Annotated in this window: 18 protein-coding genes and 2 riboswitches; of the genes, 5 read left to right on the forward strand and 13 right to left on the reverse strand. The window is 70.6% G+C overall.

Going from position 1 to position 15,878, the window contains the following annotated elements; translation table 11 throughout:
- Positions 1-10: 10 nt before the first annotated feature.
- Both ABD235_RS13775 and ABD235_RS13780 read left to right on the forward strand, forming a co-directional pair.
- Entirely contained in the window at positions 11-1,321 is a 1,311-nt protein-coding gene (locus ABD235_RS13775) for an MFS transporter (RefSeq protein WP_344174003.1), read from the forward strand.
- Positions 1,318-2,277, forward strand: a complete 960-nt coding sequence (locus ABD235_RS13780; RefSeq protein WP_344174005.1) for a TolB-like translocation protein — start codon at positions 1,318-1,320, stop codon at positions 2,275-2,277. Before ABD235_RS13775 ends, ABD235_RS13780 begins: the two co-directional genes overlap by 4 nt.
- A 6-nt stretch (positions 2,278-2,283) precedes the next feature.
- Here the strand turns inward: ABD235_RS13780 and rox are convergent, their stop codons facing one another.
- From rox to ABD235_RS13820, 8 genes are all read right to left on the reverse strand, one after another.
- Positions 2,284-3,711 carry a rifampin monooxygenase gene (gene rox, locus ABD235_RS13785; RefSeq protein WP_344174007.1) on the reverse strand — a complete coding sequence of 476 codons (1,428 nt, stop codon included), beginning with the start codon at positions 3,709-3,711 and terminating at the stop codon, positions 2,284-2,286.
- 144 nt (positions 3,712-3,855) lie between these two features.
- A complete protein-coding gene (locus ABD235_RS13790) occupies positions 3,856-4,242 on the reverse strand; it encodes a hypothetical protein (RefSeq protein WP_344174009.1) in 387 nt (128 codons plus the stop codon).
- A gap of 16 nt (positions 4,243-4,258) precedes the next feature.
- On the reverse strand, positions 4,259-4,861 hold the full coding sequence (locus ABD235_RS13795; protein WP_344174011.1) for a hypothetical protein: 603 nt from the start codon (positions 4,859-4,861) through the stop codon (positions 4,259-4,261).
- Between the two features lie 46 nt (positions 4,862-4,907).
- Entirely contained in the window at positions 4,908-5,351 is a 444-nt protein-coding gene (locus tag ABD235_RS13800) for an Hsp20/alpha crystallin family protein (protein ID WP_344174013.1), read from the reverse strand.
- 106 nt (positions 5,352-5,457) lie between these two features.
- On the reverse strand, positions 5,458-6,750 hold the full coding sequence (gene glyA, locus ABD235_RS13805; RefSeq protein WP_344174015.1) for a serine hydroxymethyltransferase: 1,293 nt from the start codon (positions 6,748-6,750) through the stop codon (positions 5,458-5,460).
- The gene (gene gcvH / locus ABD235_RS13810; RefSeq protein WP_344174017.1) at positions 6,747-7,127 is read right to left on the reverse strand and encodes a glycine cleavage system protein GcvH; all 381 of its coding nucleotides are present in this window, start codon (positions 7,125-7,127) and stop codon (positions 6,747-6,749) included. Before gcvH ends, glyA begins: the two co-directional genes overlap by 4 nt.
- Before the next feature lie 9 nt (positions 7,128-7,136).
- Positions 7,137-8,267 carry a glycine cleavage system aminomethyltransferase GcvT gene (gcvT, locus tag ABD235_RS13815; protein WP_344174019.1) on the reverse strand — a complete coding sequence of 377 codons (1,131 nt, stop codon included), beginning with the start codon at positions 8,265-8,267 and terminating at the stop codon, positions 7,137-7,139.
- A 45-nt stretch (positions 8,268-8,312) separates the two neighbouring features.
- Positions 8,313-8,415, reverse strand: a riboswitch (glycine riboswitch).
- A riboswitch (glycine riboswitch) is annotated at positions 8,416-8,508 on the reverse strand.
- 62 nt (positions 8,509-8,570) lie between these two features.
- Positions 8,571-9,620 carry a mandelate racemase/muconate lactonizing enzyme family protein gene (locus ABD235_RS13820; RefSeq protein WP_344174021.1) on the reverse strand — a complete coding sequence of 350 codons (1,050 nt, stop codon included), beginning with the start codon at positions 9,618-9,620 and terminating at the stop codon, positions 8,571-8,573.
- A gap of 182 nt (positions 9,621-9,802) precedes the next feature.
- Between ABD235_RS13820 and ABD235_RS13825 the strand changes: the two genes are divergently transcribed.
- Positions 9,803-10,276, forward strand: a complete 474-nt coding sequence (locus tag ABD235_RS13825; RefSeq protein ID WP_344174023.1) for a carboxymuconolactone decarboxylase family protein — start codon at positions 9,803-9,805, stop codon at positions 10,274-10,276.
- A 229-nt stretch (positions 10,277-10,505) separates the two neighbouring features.
- Here the strand turns inward: ABD235_RS13825 and ABD235_RS13830 are convergent, their stop codons facing one another.
- A complete protein-coding gene (locus ABD235_RS13830; RefSeq protein WP_344174025.1) occupies positions 10,506-11,021 on the reverse strand; it encodes a GNAT family N-acetyltransferase in 516 nt (171 codons plus the stop codon).
- Positions 11,022-11,075: 54 nt separating this feature from the next.
- On the opposite strand from ABD235_RS13830, the gene ABD235_RS13835 reads away from it, so the two are divergent.
- Positions 11,076-11,567 carry a winged helix-turn-helix transcriptional regulator gene (locus tag ABD235_RS13835; RefSeq protein ID WP_344174028.1) on the forward strand — a complete coding sequence of 164 codons (492 nt, stop codon included), beginning with the start codon at positions 11,076-11,078 and terminating at the stop codon, positions 11,565-11,567.
- A 44-nt stretch (positions 11,568-11,611) separates the two neighbouring features.
- On the opposite strand, the gene ABD235_RS13840 is transcribed toward ABD235_RS13835, so the two are convergent.
- The gene (locus ABD235_RS13840) at positions 11,612-12,445 is read right to left on the reverse strand and encodes an ABC transporter permease (protein ID WP_344174030.1); all 834 of its coding nucleotides are present in this window, start codon (positions 12,443-12,445) and stop codon (positions 11,612-11,614) included.
- A gap of 38 nt (positions 12,446-12,483) precedes the next feature.
- Positions 12,484-13,326, reverse strand: a complete 843-nt coding sequence (locus ABD235_RS13845) for an ABC transporter ATP-binding protein (protein WP_344174032.1) — start codon at positions 13,324-13,326, stop codon at positions 12,484-12,486.
- A 160-nt stretch (positions 13,327-13,486) separates the two neighbouring features.
- On the opposite strand from ABD235_RS13845, the gene ABD235_RS13850 reads away from it, so the two are divergent.
- The gene (locus ABD235_RS13850) at positions 13,487-14,404 is read left to right on the forward strand and encodes a GbsR/MarR family transcriptional regulator (protein WP_344174034.1); all 918 of its coding nucleotides are present in this window, start codon (positions 13,487-13,489) and stop codon (positions 14,402-14,404) included.
- On the opposite strand, the gene ABD235_RS13855 is transcribed toward ABD235_RS13850, so the two are convergent.
- Together ABD235_RS13855 and ABD235_RS13860 are read right to left on the reverse strand one after the other, a co-directional pair.
- Positions 14,388-14,528 (reverse strand): hypothetical protein, encoded by a 141-nt coding sequence (locus ABD235_RS13855; protein ID WP_344174036.1) that lies wholly within the window; start codon positions 14,526-14,528, stop codon positions 14,388-14,390. The two genes, ABD235_RS13850 and ABD235_RS13855, sit on opposite strands and share 17 nt — an antisense overlap.
- Before the next feature lie 72 nt (positions 14,529-14,600).
- Complete coding sequence (locus ABD235_RS13860) at positions 14,601-15,734, reverse strand: NAD(P)/FAD-dependent oxidoreductase (RefSeq protein WP_344174038.1); 1,134 nt, start codon at positions 15,732-15,734, stop codon at positions 14,601-14,603.
- Positions 15,735-15,878 lie beyond the last annotated feature (144 nt).

Here is a 15,878-nt window from a genome sequence, read left to right on the forward strand (position 1 = left end):
GGGACGGCTGATGTATCTGGCGAACAGCCGAGCCGCCGACCAGGCCACGCGCCGGGTCGGCGGCACCCCGCGGTGGCACCGCGTCCCGCCCAACGTCCTGGCCCTGGGGGTCGTCAGCCTGGTCACCGACATCTCCGCCGAGATGGTGACCGCGGTCCTCCCGCTCTACCTCGTCCTCGGGCTTGGTCTGAACCCGCTGCAGTTCGGCCTGCTCGACGGCCTGTACGCCGGTTCGACCGCGCTGCTCCGATTGGTCGGCGGCCACGCAGCCGACCGCTGGCGCCGCCTGAAAACCGTCGCCGGAATCGGCTACGCCCTCTCCGCCGTCTGCAAACTCGGTCTGCTCGCTGCCGGCTCGTCGGTAGCCGCGATCGGCGCGGTCCTAGCCGTCGACCGAGCAGGCAAGGGCATCCGCACAGCCCCACGAGACGCGCTCATCTCACTGAGCAGCTCCCCCGAGACATTGGGCCGGTCGTTCGGCGTCCACCGAGCCCTGGACACCTTCGGCGCCTTCCTAGGCCCTCTGGTCGCCGTAGCCGTCCTGTGGGCCAGCCTCGGCTCGTACGACGCGGTCTTCGTGTTCAGCTTTTGCATAGCCGGGTGCGGAGTCCTGCTGCTGGTGTTGCTGGTGAAGGACCACCGGCCGCCGTCGGCGCAGCCGACTGGCGTTCGGGGGCGGCCGGCCTCCTCTCCACCCCCATCCGGGGGCGAGGCGGGCGAAGCCCGCGAGCCCGTCCCGCTGCGCACGATGCTGGGGCTGCTGAGGATCTCGTCCTTCCGGCGGTGCTGTGTGTGGGCTGCGGGGCTTGGGCTGGTGACGATCACCGACTCGTTCGTCTACCTCGCGCTGCAGCGCCGCTGGGAGATCGAGAGCACCTGGTTCCCACTCCTCGCACTGGGCACCGCCGGTTCGTTCCTCCTGCTCGCCGTTCCGCTCGGACGACTGGCCGATCGGGTCGGGCGGTGGAAGGTGTTCCTCGCCGGGCACGCAGCGCTGGTGGTCGCGCTGCTGCTGATCTGCGGTCCGGCGACCAGCCCGTGGATCGCGGTCGTCGCCCTGGCTCTGCACGGTTGCTTCTACGCCGCAACAGACGGCGTACTGCCGGCGACCGCCGGCCCGCTGTTGCCCGAGCACCTGCGGGCGAGCGGCCTCGCCTTGCTGCAGACCGGCCAAGCGCTCGCGCGCATGGTGTCGGCCGTGCTGGTCGGCCTGGCCTGGACCCTGTGGGACCTACGACCAGCACTGATCGCAACCACCGCAGCGCTGCTCGTCGTCACCCTCGCGGCCGCCGCGTTCAAACCCTGGGAGGTCAAGCGATGAGGAAACTCCTGCTCGGCGCCATCGGCACCCTGGTGCTGATCGGCGGAGGTCTCGCGTACGTCGTATCAGCACGCGGCGACGGCCCGGCGGTCGACGCCCAGCCAGTCGCCCCCGGCGAAGTCACCCTGGAACCCGGCACCCTGCTGTTTCGCAACACCGCCGCCGGACCGTCGTACGGAAAGCTCGCGACCGGCTCCCCGCGCAAGGTCGCGGACCTCCACTGCGACCGCTTCGCCGTTGCTCACGGCACCGGAGTCTGCCTGCGCACGAAACTCGGATCGTTGCCCCCACTCACCGAAGTCCTTGTCCTCGGCCCCGATCTCCGAATCAGGCACAAGCAGACGCTCCCCGGCACCCCCAGCCGCGCCCGCGTCTCCCCCGACGGCAAGATCGTGAACTGGACGCTGTTCGTCACCGGCGACTCGTACGCCGCGACCGGCTTCTCCACCCGCAGCGGCCTGTACGAGGTGGAGACCGGCCGGCTGGTGAAGAGCATCGAGGAACTCCCCGTCTTCGTGAACGGACAAAGGTACTTCGCCCACGACGCGAACTACTGGGGCATCACCTTCGGGGCCGACGGCAACCGCTTCTACGCGACCCTCGGCAGCAAGGGCAAGACCTACCTCATCGAAGCGGACTACCGCTCCTACCGCGGCACCGCGATCCTCGAGAACGCCGAGTGTCCGTCCCTGTCCCCCGACGGTCGCCGCGTCGCCTTCAAGCAGAAGAGCCCCGACGGCACCTGGCGCATCGCCGTACTGGACCTGTCCACGCGCCGCGTGACCTACCCACCCGAGCAACGGCACCTCGACGACCAGGTCCTCTGGCGGGACAACACCACGCTGCTCTACGCCCTCCAACGCCCCGACAAGGGCACCGACATCTGGTCCACCCCGATCACCGGAGGCCGACCAACACTGGTGATCCCCGACGCCGCCTCACCCGCCGTGGCATGACAACTCTCAGGCTCCCGACCGTCGCCCGAACCAGCGTGGGAGGTGGGAGACCAAGTCGGCCTGGTCCGAGCCGACCCACGCGACGTGCCCGTCCGGCCGCAGCAGTACGGCGGGAGCGTCCAGCTCCTCGCTGACGTCGACCACGTGATCGACGCGGTCGTCCCAACCGTCCACCGAGAGCCGACCGGTCTGGTCGAGCAGCAGGCCACGACCTTCGTGCATCCAGGAGTACAGGCGACCGCCCTTCAGCTCCAGATCCCGCAGCCGGCGGCCGAGCAACGCGTGGCCCTCGCCAACGTCGTACCGGATGCTGATCGCGACGATCCTCTCGATCAGCAGCCGGTTCACGTCCTCGAAGTCCATCAGCTCCGAGAACAGCCGTCGCAGCGCCTGGGGCCCGGCGTCGAGCGACATCAGCACGCCCTGCGCCCGCGTGCTGTCCAGTACGGCGGCCGCCACCGGACGGCGTTCGGTCTCGTAGCTCTCCAGCAATCCGGCCGGCGCCCAGCCGTTGATCTCACCGGCCAGCTTCCACCCGAGGTTGAACGCGTCCTGGACCCCGAGGTTGAGTCCCTGACCACCGAGCGGCGGGTGGACGTGGGCCGCATCGCCAGCCAGCAGCACCCGGTCGATCTGGTACCGGTCGGCCAGCCGCGTGGCATCGCCGAACCGCGACAACCACCGCGGCGAGTGCACTCCGAAATCAGTGCCCGCGGCAACGATCAGCCGCTGCCGGAACTCCTCGAACGTCGGCGGCACGTTCCTGTCCTCGGCCACACCGTCAGCCGGTACGACGACCCGGTACGCCCCGTCCCCGAGCGGCATCAGCCCGAACCGCTTCTCGGTCTTGCGCACCTCGTTCTGCACGGCGTTCACGCGGTCCGGCGCGTCGCCCACGTGCATCTCGCCCAGCAGCGTCTCCACCTGCGAAGGCTCGCCGGGGAACCCGATCCCGAGCAGCTTGCGCACCGTGCTGCGGCCGCCGTCGCACCCGACGACGTACCCGGTGCGCAGCCGCGTCCCGTCGGCCAGCTCGACGTCCACACCCCGCTCGTCCTGGCTCAGCCCGACCACCTCGGCGCCGCGCCGGATCTCGGCCCCGAGCTCGGCCGCGCGCTCGGCCAGGATCCGGTCAATCGTCGGCTGCGGGATCGCCAACGTGTACGGGTGCGTCGTGTCCAACGCCGGCGCGGGCTTCGGGATCGCCGCGAAGTACCCGCCGACCGGGTGCTTCGTACCGACCGCGAGGAAGCGCTCGAGCAGCCCGCGCTGGTCCATCACCTCGATCGACCGCGCGTGCAGGCCGAGCGCCCGCACCACCCTGGTCGGCTCGGCGTCCTTGTCCAGCACGAGCACGTCCACCCCGTGCAGCCGCAGCTCCGCCGCCAGCATCAACCCCGTGGGACCGCTGCCCACCACGAGTACGTCAACCACAAGTCCCCATTCCCCGAGCTGTCGATCAGCAACTCGCGGAATTCTGCAGCACCTCCTGGGCCTTGCGGCAAGTCCCCACCTGCGCTATAACCTGAAGACGGCAGGGAGATTCGTTCCCCCTGCTGTTGTCATGCCGGGGCCGTTTCAGCTCGCGGCGGCATACAGCCGAAAGCTCGCGCCGGTCTCCGTCCCCAGGTGCGGGTCCGGGTCGAGGACGCGGAAGCAGGTCCCGGTGCGGTCGGCGAACACGGCGTACCGGCCGAGGGCCGTGCTGACCGGCGCGATCAGCCAGTCGAGCTCGCCGTGCTCTTCGTAGAACGTGTCGACATCACCCACGTCGTACACGCCTCCCGCGCCCAGCGCCGCTTCGGCCGGGTCGCGCACGAGCACGATCGTCGCCGTCCCCTCGTGCGGGCCGAGCAACGCCGTCTCGTCGTCGGGCCAGCCGAGCGTCTCCAGCCCGAGGCCGCGGTAGTAGTCCACGCTGGCTTCGAGGTGCTCCACGGGACGGACTTCGAACAGCAGCTTCATCGTTCGTTCTCCCCTCTCAGCGTTCCGTACGCCGGGCCTCCCGGATCTCGTGGGTCCGGTCCCCGACCGCCGAGATCCGCTCGGCGAGTGCCGGGTGGTCCACGGCCAGGCGCGGGCCGGCCTCGGCCAGCGGTCCGAGCAGCGCGGACGAATCGCTTCCACCCAAGGCGTCGTGCACCCGGTCGACACTCGCCTGGGTCCGTCGGTCGAGCCCGTCCAGGGCGCTGACCTGTCCCGCCAGCCGCCGCAGGTCGGCGGCGTTGTCCCGGGCCCAGGCGACCACGGCCCGGTCGCCCGCCCGCTGGTCCCGGGCCGCCTGCACCCGTTGCTCGCCGGTCATCGCCGGCGCCGCCGCGTCGGCGTTGAGCCGCAGGTACCGCTTCTCGGCGGCCTGCCGGCTGGCCACTCCGAGGGCCGGCGCGAGGTCCGCCCAGCTGACGCCCACCGCCCGGGCGGCGTCGATCAGCTGGGGCTCCCACGCGGTCAGCTGCTCGCGAAGACTCCGGATCCGCGCCAGGGCGGCGAGCAGCTCGGCCCGCTCGATCCCGGCCTCCGTACGCCGCGCGACCACGTCGCCCACAAAGGCGACGTCGGCCGCGGCGGTGGCGTCCTGCTCCATCGTGTCTCCAGCCTCGAAGTGGCCGCGGGCGAGCGGCCGTGGTGGGTCAGGCGTCCAGCTGGCGCGCCTCGTTGCCGGCAGCATCGATCTTGATCTTGCGCGGCTTGGCCTGCGCGGCCACCGGGATGCGCAGCGTCAGGACGCCGTTGTCGTACGACGCGGCGATCCGCTCCGCGTCCAGCCCGTCGCCGAGGAACAGCTGCCGGGAGAACACCCCGAGCGGCCGCTCGGACATCTGCATCTCGACCCCTTCGGCCACCGGCGCCGGCCGCCGTTCGGCCTTCACCGTCAGCACGTTCCGCTCGACGTCGAGGTCGATCGCGTCGGGCGCGACGCCCGGAAGATCGAACAGCACGACGTACTCGTCACCGGAGCGGTAGGCGTCCATCGGCATCGGGTTCGGCTTCGACCACGTCCCCGCCGTCGCCCCACCACTGAGCTGCTGAGCCAGCCGGTCCAGCTCCCGGAACGGGTCAGTGCGCATCAACATCGTTTCCCACCTCCACAGATCGTTGTCCGGTCTGTCAACACGCACCACTGTTCTAGCATGTCGTCGAAAGGATGACAAGCCCTCTGTCATCCTTTCGATGACAAGCTCAGGACGCGGCGTACAGGGGGTGGGCGGCAGCCAGTACGGCGACCCGCCGGCGCAGTTCGGACAGGTCGGCGTCGGCGTCGGCGGTCAGCGCCTCGGCGATGATGTCGGCCACCTCGGCGAACGCCGCCTCGCCGAAGCCGCGGGTGGCCAGCGCCGGCGTACCGATCCGCAGGCCCGACGTCACCATCGGCGGCCGCGGGTCGAACGGTACGGCGTTGCGGTTGACGGTGATGTCGATCGAGGCCAGCCGGTCCTCGGCCTGCTGACCGTCGAGCACGCAGTCGCGCAGGTCGACCAGCACGAGGTGGACGTCGGTCCCGCCGGAGACGACCGAGATGCCGTGCTTGGCGACGTCCGGCCGGTTGAGGCGCTCGGCCAGCAGGCGGGCGCCCGCGAGCACGCGCTCCTGGCGCTCGCGGAACTCTTCCGACCCGGCGATCTTGAAGGCCACCGCCTTGCCCGCGATCACGTGCTCGAGCGGGCCGCCCTGCTGGCCGGGGAAGACGGCGGAGTTGATCTTCTTGGCCAGGTCGGCGTCGTTGGTCAGGATGATCCCGCCGCGCGGACCGGCCAGCGTCTTGTGCGTGGTCGAGGTGGTGACGTGCGCGTGCGGCACCGGTGACGGGTGCAGGCCGGCCGCGACCAGCCCGGCGAAGTGCGCCATGTCGACCATCAGGTACGCGTCGACGGCGTCGGCGATCCGCCGGAACTCCGCGAAGTCCAGGTGCCGCGCGTACGCCGACCAGCCGGCCACGATCAGCTTCGGCCGGTGCTCGTGCGCAAGCCGTTCGACCTCGGCCATGTCGATCCGGTGGTCGTCCGCACGCACCTGGTACGGCACCACGTCGTACAGGCGGCCGGAGAAGTTGATCTTCATGCCGTGCGTGAGGTGCCCGCCGTGGGCCAGGTTGAGACCCATGATCGTGTCGCCCGGACGGATCAGCGCGTGCATGACGGAAGCGTTCGCCTGCGCGCCGGAGTGCGGCTGCACGTTCGCGTACGCCGCGCCGAACAGGGCCTTCACCCGGTCGATCGCCAACTGCTCGATCACGTCGACGTGCTCGCAGCCGCCGTAGTACCGGCGGCCCGGGTAGCCCTCGGCGTACTTGTTGGTCAGCACCGACCCCTGGGCCTGCATCACGGCCGCCGCGGTGTGGTTCTCCGAGGCGATCATCTCCAGGCCGTCGCGCTGCCGGGTCAGTTCGTCGGCGATCTTCGCGGCGATCTCCGGGTCCAGGTCGGCGAGGTCCGCATCGAGGCTCGGGGCAACGACCTGCTGGAAGGTGCTCACAGTTCACCGCCGTGCTTGGCCGCGTAGTCCTCGGCCGACAGCAGCGGGCCGCCCTCGGTGGCGTTCACCTTGAACAGCCACACGCCGTACGGGTCCTCGTTGATCGCCGCGGGGTCGTCGGCGACCGCGGGGTTCACCTCGGTGATCTCGCCGGACACCGGGGAGTACAGGTCGGAGACGGACTTGGTGGACTCCACCTCACCACAGGTCTCGCCCGCGGTGACGGTGCTGCCGACCTCGGGCAGTTCGACGTAGACGATGTCACCGAGGGCGTCGGTCGCGATCGCGGAGATCCCGACCGCGACCGTCCCGGCCTGCTCGCGGGCGACCCACTCGTGCTCGTCGGAGTACTGCAGTCCAGCCTTGACTGTTGGCATGGTGGGTCCTCACTTCTGGCGCTGGTAGAAGGGCAGAGCGGTCACTTCGAACGGCTCGGGCTTGCCGCGCAGGTCGACGTGCAGTGCGGTCCCCGGCTCGGCGTGCTCGGCGTCGACGTAGGCCAGAGCGACCGGTACGCCGAGCGTGGGGCTGGGCTGGCCGGAGGTGATTTCACCGACCACGACGCCGTCCTTGAGGACCGGGTAGTGGCTGCGCGGCGACCGCCGGCCGGTGCCGGTCAGGCCGACGAGCTTGCGGGCCGAGCCCACTTCCTTGCTATTGGCAAAGACTGTCTTGCGGTGGGCAAGGGCTTCCTTGCCGACGAACTGTTCCTTGCTCAGTGCAACGACTCCGCCGAGACCGGCCGCGAACGGGTCGCCGTCGCGGGAGAGTTCGTTGCCGTACAGCGGCATCCCGGCCTCCAGCCGGAGCGAGTCACGAGCGGCCAGACCGCACGGCGTCAGCTCGCCGTCCACGGCGGCGGCCTCGATGGCGCGCCAGACGTCGGTGGCGTCGTCGTTCGCGACGAAGATCTCGAAGCCGTCCTCGCCGGTGTAGCCGGTCCGCGCGACCAGCAGGTCCAGGTCGGTCACGGTGATCTCGACGGCCGCGTAGTACTTGAGCGTGGTCAGGAGCTCCTGCTGCCCGGCCGGGATCAGCCGGAGCAGGATCGCCTCGGCCTTCGGGCCCTGGACGGCGATCAGCGAGGTCCGTGCCGAGGCGTCGTCGACGGTGACGTCGAATTCCTTCGCCCGCTCGTGCAGCGCGGCGACGACGACCTCGGCGTTCCCGGCGTTCGGGACGACCAGGAACGCGTCCGGCCGGCGGTAGGTGATCAGGTCGTCGATCACGCCACCGTCCTCGGCGCAGATCAGCGAGTACTTCGCCCTGCCGACCGCCATCGCGGAGATCTTGCCGACCAGCGCGTGGTCGAGGAACGCCGCGGCGTCCGGGCCGGTCACCCAGACCTCACCCATGTGGGACAGGTCGAAGAGCCCGGCCGAGCGTCGTACGGCGTGGTGCTCGGCCAGCTCGGAGCGGTACTTGAGCGGCATCTGCCAGCCGCCGAAGTCGGTGAAGCTCGCGCCGAGCCGTTCGTGCTCGGCGCGCAGGGCCGTGTACTTGGGTGAACCCGCCATGAGGAACTCCAGAATCCAGGTGGCACGCGCCACGAGATCGGGGTTCCTCCCCGCTCTGTATGGGACCTGAGAGTTTCCGCGCGCCCGTCGTCCAGGGCCTCGCTTGCACCGTCGGTGAGCCGGACGTCCGGCTGCTTTCCAGAGTTGCCTGACCGCGGCGGTACGGGGGCCTGAGAGATTCCCGGGGAGGATTTGCTCCTACGGCACCTGCACGGCGGCAGGGTTCTCCCGCCGCGGATCAACAGCGTGTTCAGTTGTCGGTCGCACCTTAAGCGGGCTGCGCCCGGGCGCGCAAGGCGGGTCTCAGGCGAGCGTCAGGCCGAAGCCGGGGCGGTCGGGGACGGTCAGGTTGCCGTCTGCCCAGCGGTAGGCGCTCGTGTCGACGCCGTCCGTCGTACCGGGCACGCCCTCGACGGTCGGGACGTTGCCGAGACCCGCGGCCAGCTGTGCGGCGTACAGGGTCTTGAGCGGGAGTCCCCAGGCGTGTGGCGACGCCTGGCAGGCGATCCTGGGCATCACCTCGCGCCAGCTGGTCAGGCCGAACGACACCACGTCCATCAGCAGCACGTCGATGTCACCGTTGGCCGCTATCTCCAACAACGGCTCCAGGTCGGGGTTGGACTCGCCCTCGGCGATCAGCGTCTGCGAGCCCTGCAGGTGCTTCTTGAGCCGCGCGAGGTCGTCCGCGTCGTCCAGGAACGGCTCCTCGACCCAGTACAGGTCGCAGTCGGCGACCGCTTCGAGGTACTCGATGAACCCGTCGCAGTCGTACCCGTCGTTCGCGTCCACCAGAATCCGGTGCTTCGGGTACGCCGCCCGCACGGCCCGCGTCACCTCGATGTCCCGCGCGTCGCCGGCCGCCCGGTCCATCCAGCGGTTCCCGCGTCCGATCTTCAGCTTGAACGCGCGGTACCCGGCCGCGTCGTCGGCCGCACAGTGCGCCAGTACGGCGTCCACGCCGCCCGCGTCGTCGAGGTCGGCGAAGTAGATCGCGCCGTCGTAGATCGGAATCGTCGTGCTCCCGCGCCCGCCGAGCAGCGCGTGCACCGGCAGGTCCAGGATCTGTCCCGCGAGGTCGTGCAGCGCGAAGTCCAGTCCGCGCAGCCCGGGCTCGGTCACTCCCGTCGCCGGATCGATCAACTCCCCGACCGACCGCCCGACCACCTCCTCGGGAACCGGCCCGGCAGCGAGCCCCCAGCCGGTCTTCCCGGTGTCGGTGTGCAGGATTACGACGTCGTCGACGCCACCGTTCCCATGGCTCCCGAGCCGGGCGTTCCGCCCGACGGTCCGCGGATACCGGGACTGGATTGTCGAGTGTTCCACCCGGTGGACGAAGTGGCGGTCCAACGTCATCTGGACTCCTCAGCGTGGGGTTCCCTGCCTAGTCTGCGACGGTCGCGGCCCGCGCAAACCTCGCGGGCCCCGCTCTGGGTACTCATTTCGCCATGGAGACGTGAGTCACACCGCGGCCGTGTCACACCTGGGTGGGTGCGTGTGTCTGAGGGGTAACAGACGAAATCACCTGGAGGATCCTGATGGACGCCCGTATCGACCTTCACAGCAACGCACTGGCCGGTCAGGTCTTGAAGTACGTGAACTCCGCCGGCAAGGCGCTCAGCGGGTCGAGCCTGCCGATGGCGACGCAGGAGCTGGTGAAGCTGCGCGCCAGCCAGATCAACGGCTGCGGCTTCTGCACCGACATGCACTTCAAGGACGCCGTCGCCGCCGGCGAGACCCCGCAGCGGCTCAACCTCGTCGCGGCCTGGCGCGAGGCGACCGTCTTCACCGAGGCCGAGCGCGCCGCCCTCGAACTGGCCGAGGAAGGCACCCGCATCGCCGACGCCGCCGGCGGCGTCCCCGACGAGGTCTGGGCCAACGCCGCCAAGCACTACACCGAGGACGAGCTGGTCGCGCTGATCTCGGTGATCGCCATCATCAACACCTACAACCGCATCAACGTCATCGTCCAGCAGCCCGCCGGGGCCTACGAGCCGGGCATGTTCGGCTGATCCAGTACGCCGGTACGCCGGTTCGCCGGCCGCTGGTTGCTGGCACCACGGTCCGCGGGTGTTCCGGGCACCCGCGGACCGTTGACGTACCCACCCAGCGGCGTGTGCCCGGCACGAGACCGGGCCGGCGCCCGCGCCGGTCGTCTCGCCGTGGCCGAAGGCCACAGGCGGTTCGGGGCGGCCTGCTCCCCTATCCCCTTCACTCACGCACGAGCCTGGTCGGGGTGGTTCAGGTGGTGGGGATGGTGAAGTTGATCAGCGGGCCGTCGCGGTCGGCCGGAGCGGTGGGCCAGCGGCGGCGGATGAGGCGGAGGGTTCGGTCGTTGGCGGCGCTGACGACGAGGAGGAGTTGCCGGGCACCGGCGGCGTGGGCGTGGGCGCCGGCGAGGTCCAGCATGCGGGTGCCGAGGCCGCGGCCCTGGTACGGGTCGGCGACGATCGCCGCGAGCTCGGCGGTCGGGGTGCCGGTGGCGCCGTACACCCAGGCCCACATGGCGTGCGCGACGAGGTGATCGTTGCGCTCGGCAACCCAGGACTGGCCGGAGGAGCTCAGCAGCGGTTCGATCACGGCGGCGCGGGGTGGATGGCCGACGGCGGTCTGGAAGCGGAAGTACAGGCTCAGTTCGGAGAGGCCGTCGAGCATCGCGGAGAGCTTGCAGCGGTCGCCCGCGACCGCCCGCCGGATCAGGAAGTCGTCGGTACGGCGGGTGACCGGGGCGGGCACTACCAGCTGAGTCTGCTTCACGGATTCAGGGTGCGGGGCTTGGCTGAGTCTGTCAAGTGGACTTATCGTGGGACCATGAGCGAGCAGGAGACGATGCCCGAGGCGCTGCGGTGGTCGACGGCGAACTGCACGATCTCGCGGACGATGGAGATCCTCGGCGAGAAGTGGACGTTCCACGTCCTGCGTGAGGTGTTCGTCGGGCTGCGCCGGTTCGAGGACATCCGGGCCCGGACCGAGATCCCCCGCCAGGTGCTCACCGACCGCCTGGCGCGCCTGATCGACCGCGGCCTGCTGCGCCGCGTCCCGTACCGGCTCCCCGGGCAGCGCGAGCGGTACGAGTACCGCCTGACCCAGGCCGGCCTCGACCTCTACCCGGTGATGGTCGCCCTGGTCCAGTGGGGCGACGAGCACCTGCCGCTCGACGACGGCCCGCCGCTCATCGCCCGTCACCGCGGCTGCGGCGAGGAGGTCACCGTCAGCATGCACTGCGCCGCCGGCCACACCCCCGAGCCCCGCGAGGTCGCCTTCACCCCCGGCCCGTCGGCCCAGGTCCGCGTCATCGACTAGCCGTACGTCGCGCAACTCAGCCCGCACCCCGCCGCACCCGGCAGTCACCCGATGCGCTGGAGTGCCTTCTCGCGGCGGACGGCGACCGACGAACCGGACTCCCGGCGCGCCATCCGGCGCAGCAGCACCGGCGCGAAAAGCAAGCCGACCACTCCCCACGCACCGAGCACCGCCACAGTCTCCACAGACCGCCAGGACTCGCCCACCTCCACCACAACGGTTGCGTCAGGCAACAACGCCGACCGGGTCCCGAGCCCCAGCCAGTAGATCGGCGACACCTGCGCGACCACCTGCACCCACCCCGGCAGAGCCGTCAGCGGGTAGAAGATCCCCGAGATCGCGATCATCCCCAGCACCGGCAGCTGCACCAGCCCCTGCGCCCGCGCGCTGGGGAACGCCGATCCCAGCATCGCTCCGATCGGCAACGTCGCGACCAGCCCGAGCAACAAGACGCCCGCCAGCGCGAGCAACGACAACGGCGTGAAGACCAGCCCGTCCACCAGGAACATCGCCGGCACGAAGAGAATCGCCAGATCCGCGATCAGGCCACCGGCGACCGAGATCACCTTCCCTACCAAGTACGCCTGTACGCCGTACGGCGTCGCCTTCGCGCGCAGGAGGGTGCCGTCCTCGCGGTCGGCGGTGAGCTGCTGGCTCATGCTGACCATGCCCATCGCGGCGTTCATCCCGAGGATGCTCGGCAGCGCCAGCGTGCCCAGTAGGATCCCGGTCCCCGCGAACTCCCGGTCGCGCAGGAAGAACAGCGCCACCAGCATCAGCAGCGGCCACAGGAAGTGGCTGACCAGATCACCGCCGTTGCTGAACGACTGCCGCAGCTCGATCACCCCACGCGCCCATCCCAACCGCCACGCCTGCATCGATCCCCTCCCGACAGCGCCGGATCCACGCCACGCCTTCATCGGTCGCCTCCCACCAGCGCCAGGTACGCGTCCTCCAGCCGAGCCCGCCGGACTTCCAGATCGCTCACCGCCTCGCCGTACCGGGTGAACAGCTCGCGGGCGAACGCCGTCGACTCCCCCGTCAGTTCCACGTACGCCGTACCGCCGACCCGCCAGCGGACCTCGTCGCGGCCGGCGATCTGGCGGGTCAGCTCGTCCGGCGTCCCGCTCGCCAGAACCCGGCCGTCGGCGAGGACCAGGATCCGGTCGGCCAGCTTGCTCGCCTCGTCGAGATCGTGCGTCGTGAGCAGGATCGTCGTCCGCAGCTCGGTCGCGAGCCGCCGGACCAGCGCGTGGAAGGCGTGCCGCGCGACTGGGTCGAAGCCCGTCGTCGGTTCGTCGAGGAACAGCAGCTCCGGCCGGCCAACGATGCCGATGGCAACATCCAGCCGGCGCCGCTGACCGCCGGACAGCGTCTTGAGCTTCTGGTCCGCGCGATCGGCCAGCCCGACCAGCTCGATCAGCTCGTCGGTGTCCCACGGGTCTTCGTAGTACCGGCCGAGATGCGCGAGCAGTTCGCGAACCCGCCACTTGCCGTGGTCGCGCCAGGACTGTAGGAGGACGCCGAGCTTGGCGCGCCAGACCTCGTCGCCGTGGGCCGGATCGGTTCCCAGGACAGCGACCGTCCCGGCCGAGCGGATCCGGAAGCCTTCGAGGATCTCGATCGTGGTCGTCTTGCCCGCGCCGTTCGGTCCGAGCAGCGCGAGCACCTCGCCGGCCCCGGCCGTGAAGCTCACGTCCTGCAGCACGTCGGTGGCGCCGTAGCGCATCCGCAGCCCACGCACGTCGATCGTTTCCATAGTCGTGAACGTAGATTGCATTCAGCGCTCCGGCAACCGACGAAAAGCCGCAGAAGCCTTGTTTTCCTGGAGATCAGGCGATTCAATGCAATGGCGCTGACGGTGAATGCACACCACCGTTGCAATGAGCTGACGACTAATGCACCGGGAGGAGACGCGAATGCCGGGCGACAGGCTGAGCCAGGAGGAGCGCCACGCGATCGGCGCCGGCCTGGCCGACGGTCTCGGGTACGCCGAGATCGCGCGCCGGCTCGACCGGCCGACGTCGACGGTGAGCCGCGAGATCACCCGCAACGGCGGGCCGCGCGGCTACCGCGCCGAGCACGCCCACCACGCGACGGCGTACCGGGCCCGTCGTCGTACGCCGCTGGACCGGCCCACCGCACAGGACGGGGATCCGAAGGTTCTCGAGTTCATCGACCGCTTCACCGCCACGATGATCGCGAACGGCGTACCCAGGATGGCCGCGCGCGTGCTCGCCCGGCTCTACACGACCGACGAACGCAGCCTCACCGCCGCGCAACTGGTACGGCAGTTGCAGGTCAGCCCGGCGTCGATCTCGAAGGCGATCGGCTATCTGGAGGAGCTCGAGATGGTCGAGCGCGGCCGTGAACCCCAGAGCCGCCGCGAGCACTACGTGATCGCCGACGACGTCTGGATGCGCGCGTGGATCACCAGCGCTCGGGCCAACGCCAGTTGGGCGGAGACCGCGCGGGAAGGCGCGGCGCTGTTCGACCCCGGTACGCCGGCCGGGGCGCGGCTTCAGCAGATGGCGCGCTTCTTCACCCAGCTCAGCGACGACATGTCCGGCGGCTCGTCGTCGGCGGCCGCCGAGGACGCGGCGACCGTACTGGCCGCCCTGCTGCATGCTCGACGCCCGTTGACCGCCGACGAACTGACGGCAGCTCTCGACTGGCCGCCCGCGCGAGTGGCCCAGGCTCTCCAGGACGCCGAGACCTACGCGCCGTACACCGACCCGCTGGTCCTCGACCGGCCCACGCCGACCAGCTACACCGTTGGAGCAGCGCCCGATCGGCTCACGCCGGATCAGCGACGGGCGCTCACGGCAGCAGGTTGACCGGGATCACGCCCGCCAGCACGAGCACGATCAGGACGAGGCCGACGACGGTCGCCGCCCACTCCTCACCGGAGCGAAGCCAGCTGACCTGCTTCTGCTCGCGCGCTCTCGTCTCGTCCGGCATGGAAGCCACCGTAGAAGGATTTGAATGGCCAGTGGGCAGATCGACAAATCGCCCGCATCCTGAGACGGCGGTTCAGCGGCGGACGAGCGACCGCAGGACCCGCCCGGTGATCCGCCCGTCGGCCAGTCCGAGCGCCACCAGGTCGTCGAACACGCGCTGGTCAGCGGCCGCACCACGGATCCCCCGGTCCAGCACCGCCGGTACGCCGGACAACCGCCCAGCCAGCGTCGCGTGACGGAAGTGCGCAGCCAGCGGCCGCACGAGCTTGCGGTAGATCGCTCCCGCACCGGACCCGTCGGCGGCGGCGCTCCCACGCAGGGAGCCGACGGCCGCCCGGCCCGCATGAAGCCCCGTGGCGACGGCGTAGTAGATCCCCTCACCCGTCATCGGGTTGATCAGCGCCGCGGCATCTCCGGCGAGCAGCACCCGCCCAGGCGGCGGCCGCCAGGTCCACGTCGTCAGCGGCAGGTGATGCGCCTTCCACTCCTCACCGTCCCGCGTCGAGTCCGGCAGCAGCCTCTCCAGCTTCGCCAGCAACTCCGCCCGCGTCGGATGCGGCCGCCCCGGATGCAGCGCCTCGCCGTACCCGACGTTCGACAACCCGTCGCCGCGATCGAACGACCACGCGTACGACGGCTGCCGCCCAGGCCCGTACACGATCGCCTGCCGCTCCTCCCGCCCTGCCCGCGTCGGCGCGTACCCCCGCAGCGCCAGCGCCGCCGGAGCCGCCTTCAGGCCCAGCCCACGCCGTACGACGGACTGCGCGCCGTCCGCGCCGACCACCACCTTGGCCGCGATCGAACCGTCCAGCACCACACAGTCCGGCCGGACATCCATCGCCCGGACCCGATGCCTGACCAGTTGCGCCCCCGCCGCAACCGCAGCGTCGACCAACCGCGCGTCGAACACCTCCCGCGGCACCACCCAGGTCGCCCGCTGCATCTCGCGGTCGACCACCAGCCCGTCGCGCTCGAGCGACAGCCGCCGTACCGGCGTCCAGTCGTCGAGCAGGCCGGTCACCCCGACCGATCCGAGCAGATCGAGCACGTGCGGCGCGATCCCGTCCCCGCACGTCTTGTCCCGCGGGAAGCCGGCCCGATCGAGCAGCAGCACCGACAGCGCCGGATCGGCGGCGAGCGCCCCCAGCGCAGCCGAAGCCCCGGCCGGGCCGGCCCCGACGATCGCCAAGTCCCACACGGGTTTCACCTGATCCAGCCTAGACAGGATCACGCGTTCGCGCCCGGCCCGGCATCCACGACCCGCGTGCGCGGACTTGCCGACGCGGGGCCCCGCGTGCGCGGACCTTGGGCGCGGGGCCCCGCGTGCGCGGAGCTGGGCGCGAACCCGCGT

The sequence above is a fragment of the Kribbella lupini genome (genome assembly GCF_039529595.1).
GTDB lineage: Bacteria > Actinomycetota > Actinomycetes > Propionibacteriales > Kribbellaceae > Kribbella > Kribbella lupini.

Bases quoted from the DNA above. Each gene is read 5' to 3' on its own strand.
- ABD235_RS13775 (WP_344174003.1), top strand. From the start codon at position 11: ATGTATCTGGCGAACAGCCGAGCCGCCGACCAGGCCACGCGCCGGGTC.
- ABD235_RS13780 (WP_344174005.1), top strand. From the start codon at position 1,318: ATGAGGAAACTCCTGCTCGGCGCCATCGGCACCCTGGTGCTGATCGGC.
- ABD235_RS13790 (WP_344174009.1), bottom strand. From the start codon at position 4,242: ATGAAGCTGCTGTTCGAAGTCCGTCCCGTGGAGCACCTCGAAGCCAGC.
- ABD235_RS13795 (WP_344174011.1), bottom strand. From the start codon at position 4,861: ATGGAGCAGGACGCCACCGCCGCGGCCGACGTCGCCTTTGTGGGCGAC.
- ABD235_RS13800 (WP_344174013.1), bottom strand. From the start codon at position 5,351: ATGTTGATGCGCACTGACCCGTTCCGGGAGCTGGACCGGCTGGCTCAG.
- gcvH (WP_344174017.1), bottom strand. From the start codon at position 7,127: ATGCCAACAGTCAAGGCTGGACTGCAGTACTCCGACGAGCACGAGTGG.
- gcvT (WP_344174019.1), bottom strand. From the start codon at position 8,267: ATGGCGGGTTCACCCAAGTACACGGCCCTGCGCGCCGAGCACGAACGG.
- ABD235_RS13820 (WP_344174021.1), bottom strand. From the start codon at position 9,620: ATGACGTTGGACCGCCACTTCGTCCACCGGGTGGAACACTCGACAATC.
- ABD235_RS13825 (WP_344174023.1), top strand. From the start codon at position 9,803: ATGGACGCCCGTATCGACCTTCACAGCAACGCACTGGCCGGTCAGGTC.
- ABD235_RS13835 (WP_344174028.1), top strand. From the start codon at position 11,076: ATGAGCGAGCAGGAGACGATGCCCGAGGCGCTGCGGTGGTCGACGGCG.
- ABD235_RS13840 (WP_344174030.1), bottom strand. From the start codon at position 12,445: ATGCAGGCGTGGCGGTTGGGATGGGCGCGTGGGGTGATCGAGCTGCGG.
- ABD235_RS13845 (WP_344174032.1), bottom strand. From the start codon at position 13,326: ATGGAAACGATCGACGTGCGTGGGCTGCGGATGCGCTACGGCGCCACC.
- ABD235_RS13850 (WP_344174034.1), top strand. From the start codon at position 13,487: ATGCCGGGCGACAGGCTGAGCCAGGAGGAGCGCCACGCGATCGGCGCC.
- ABD235_RS13855 (WP_344174036.1), bottom strand. From the start codon at position 14,528: ATGCCGGACGAGACGAGAGCGCGCGAGCAGAAGCAGGTCAGCTGGCTT.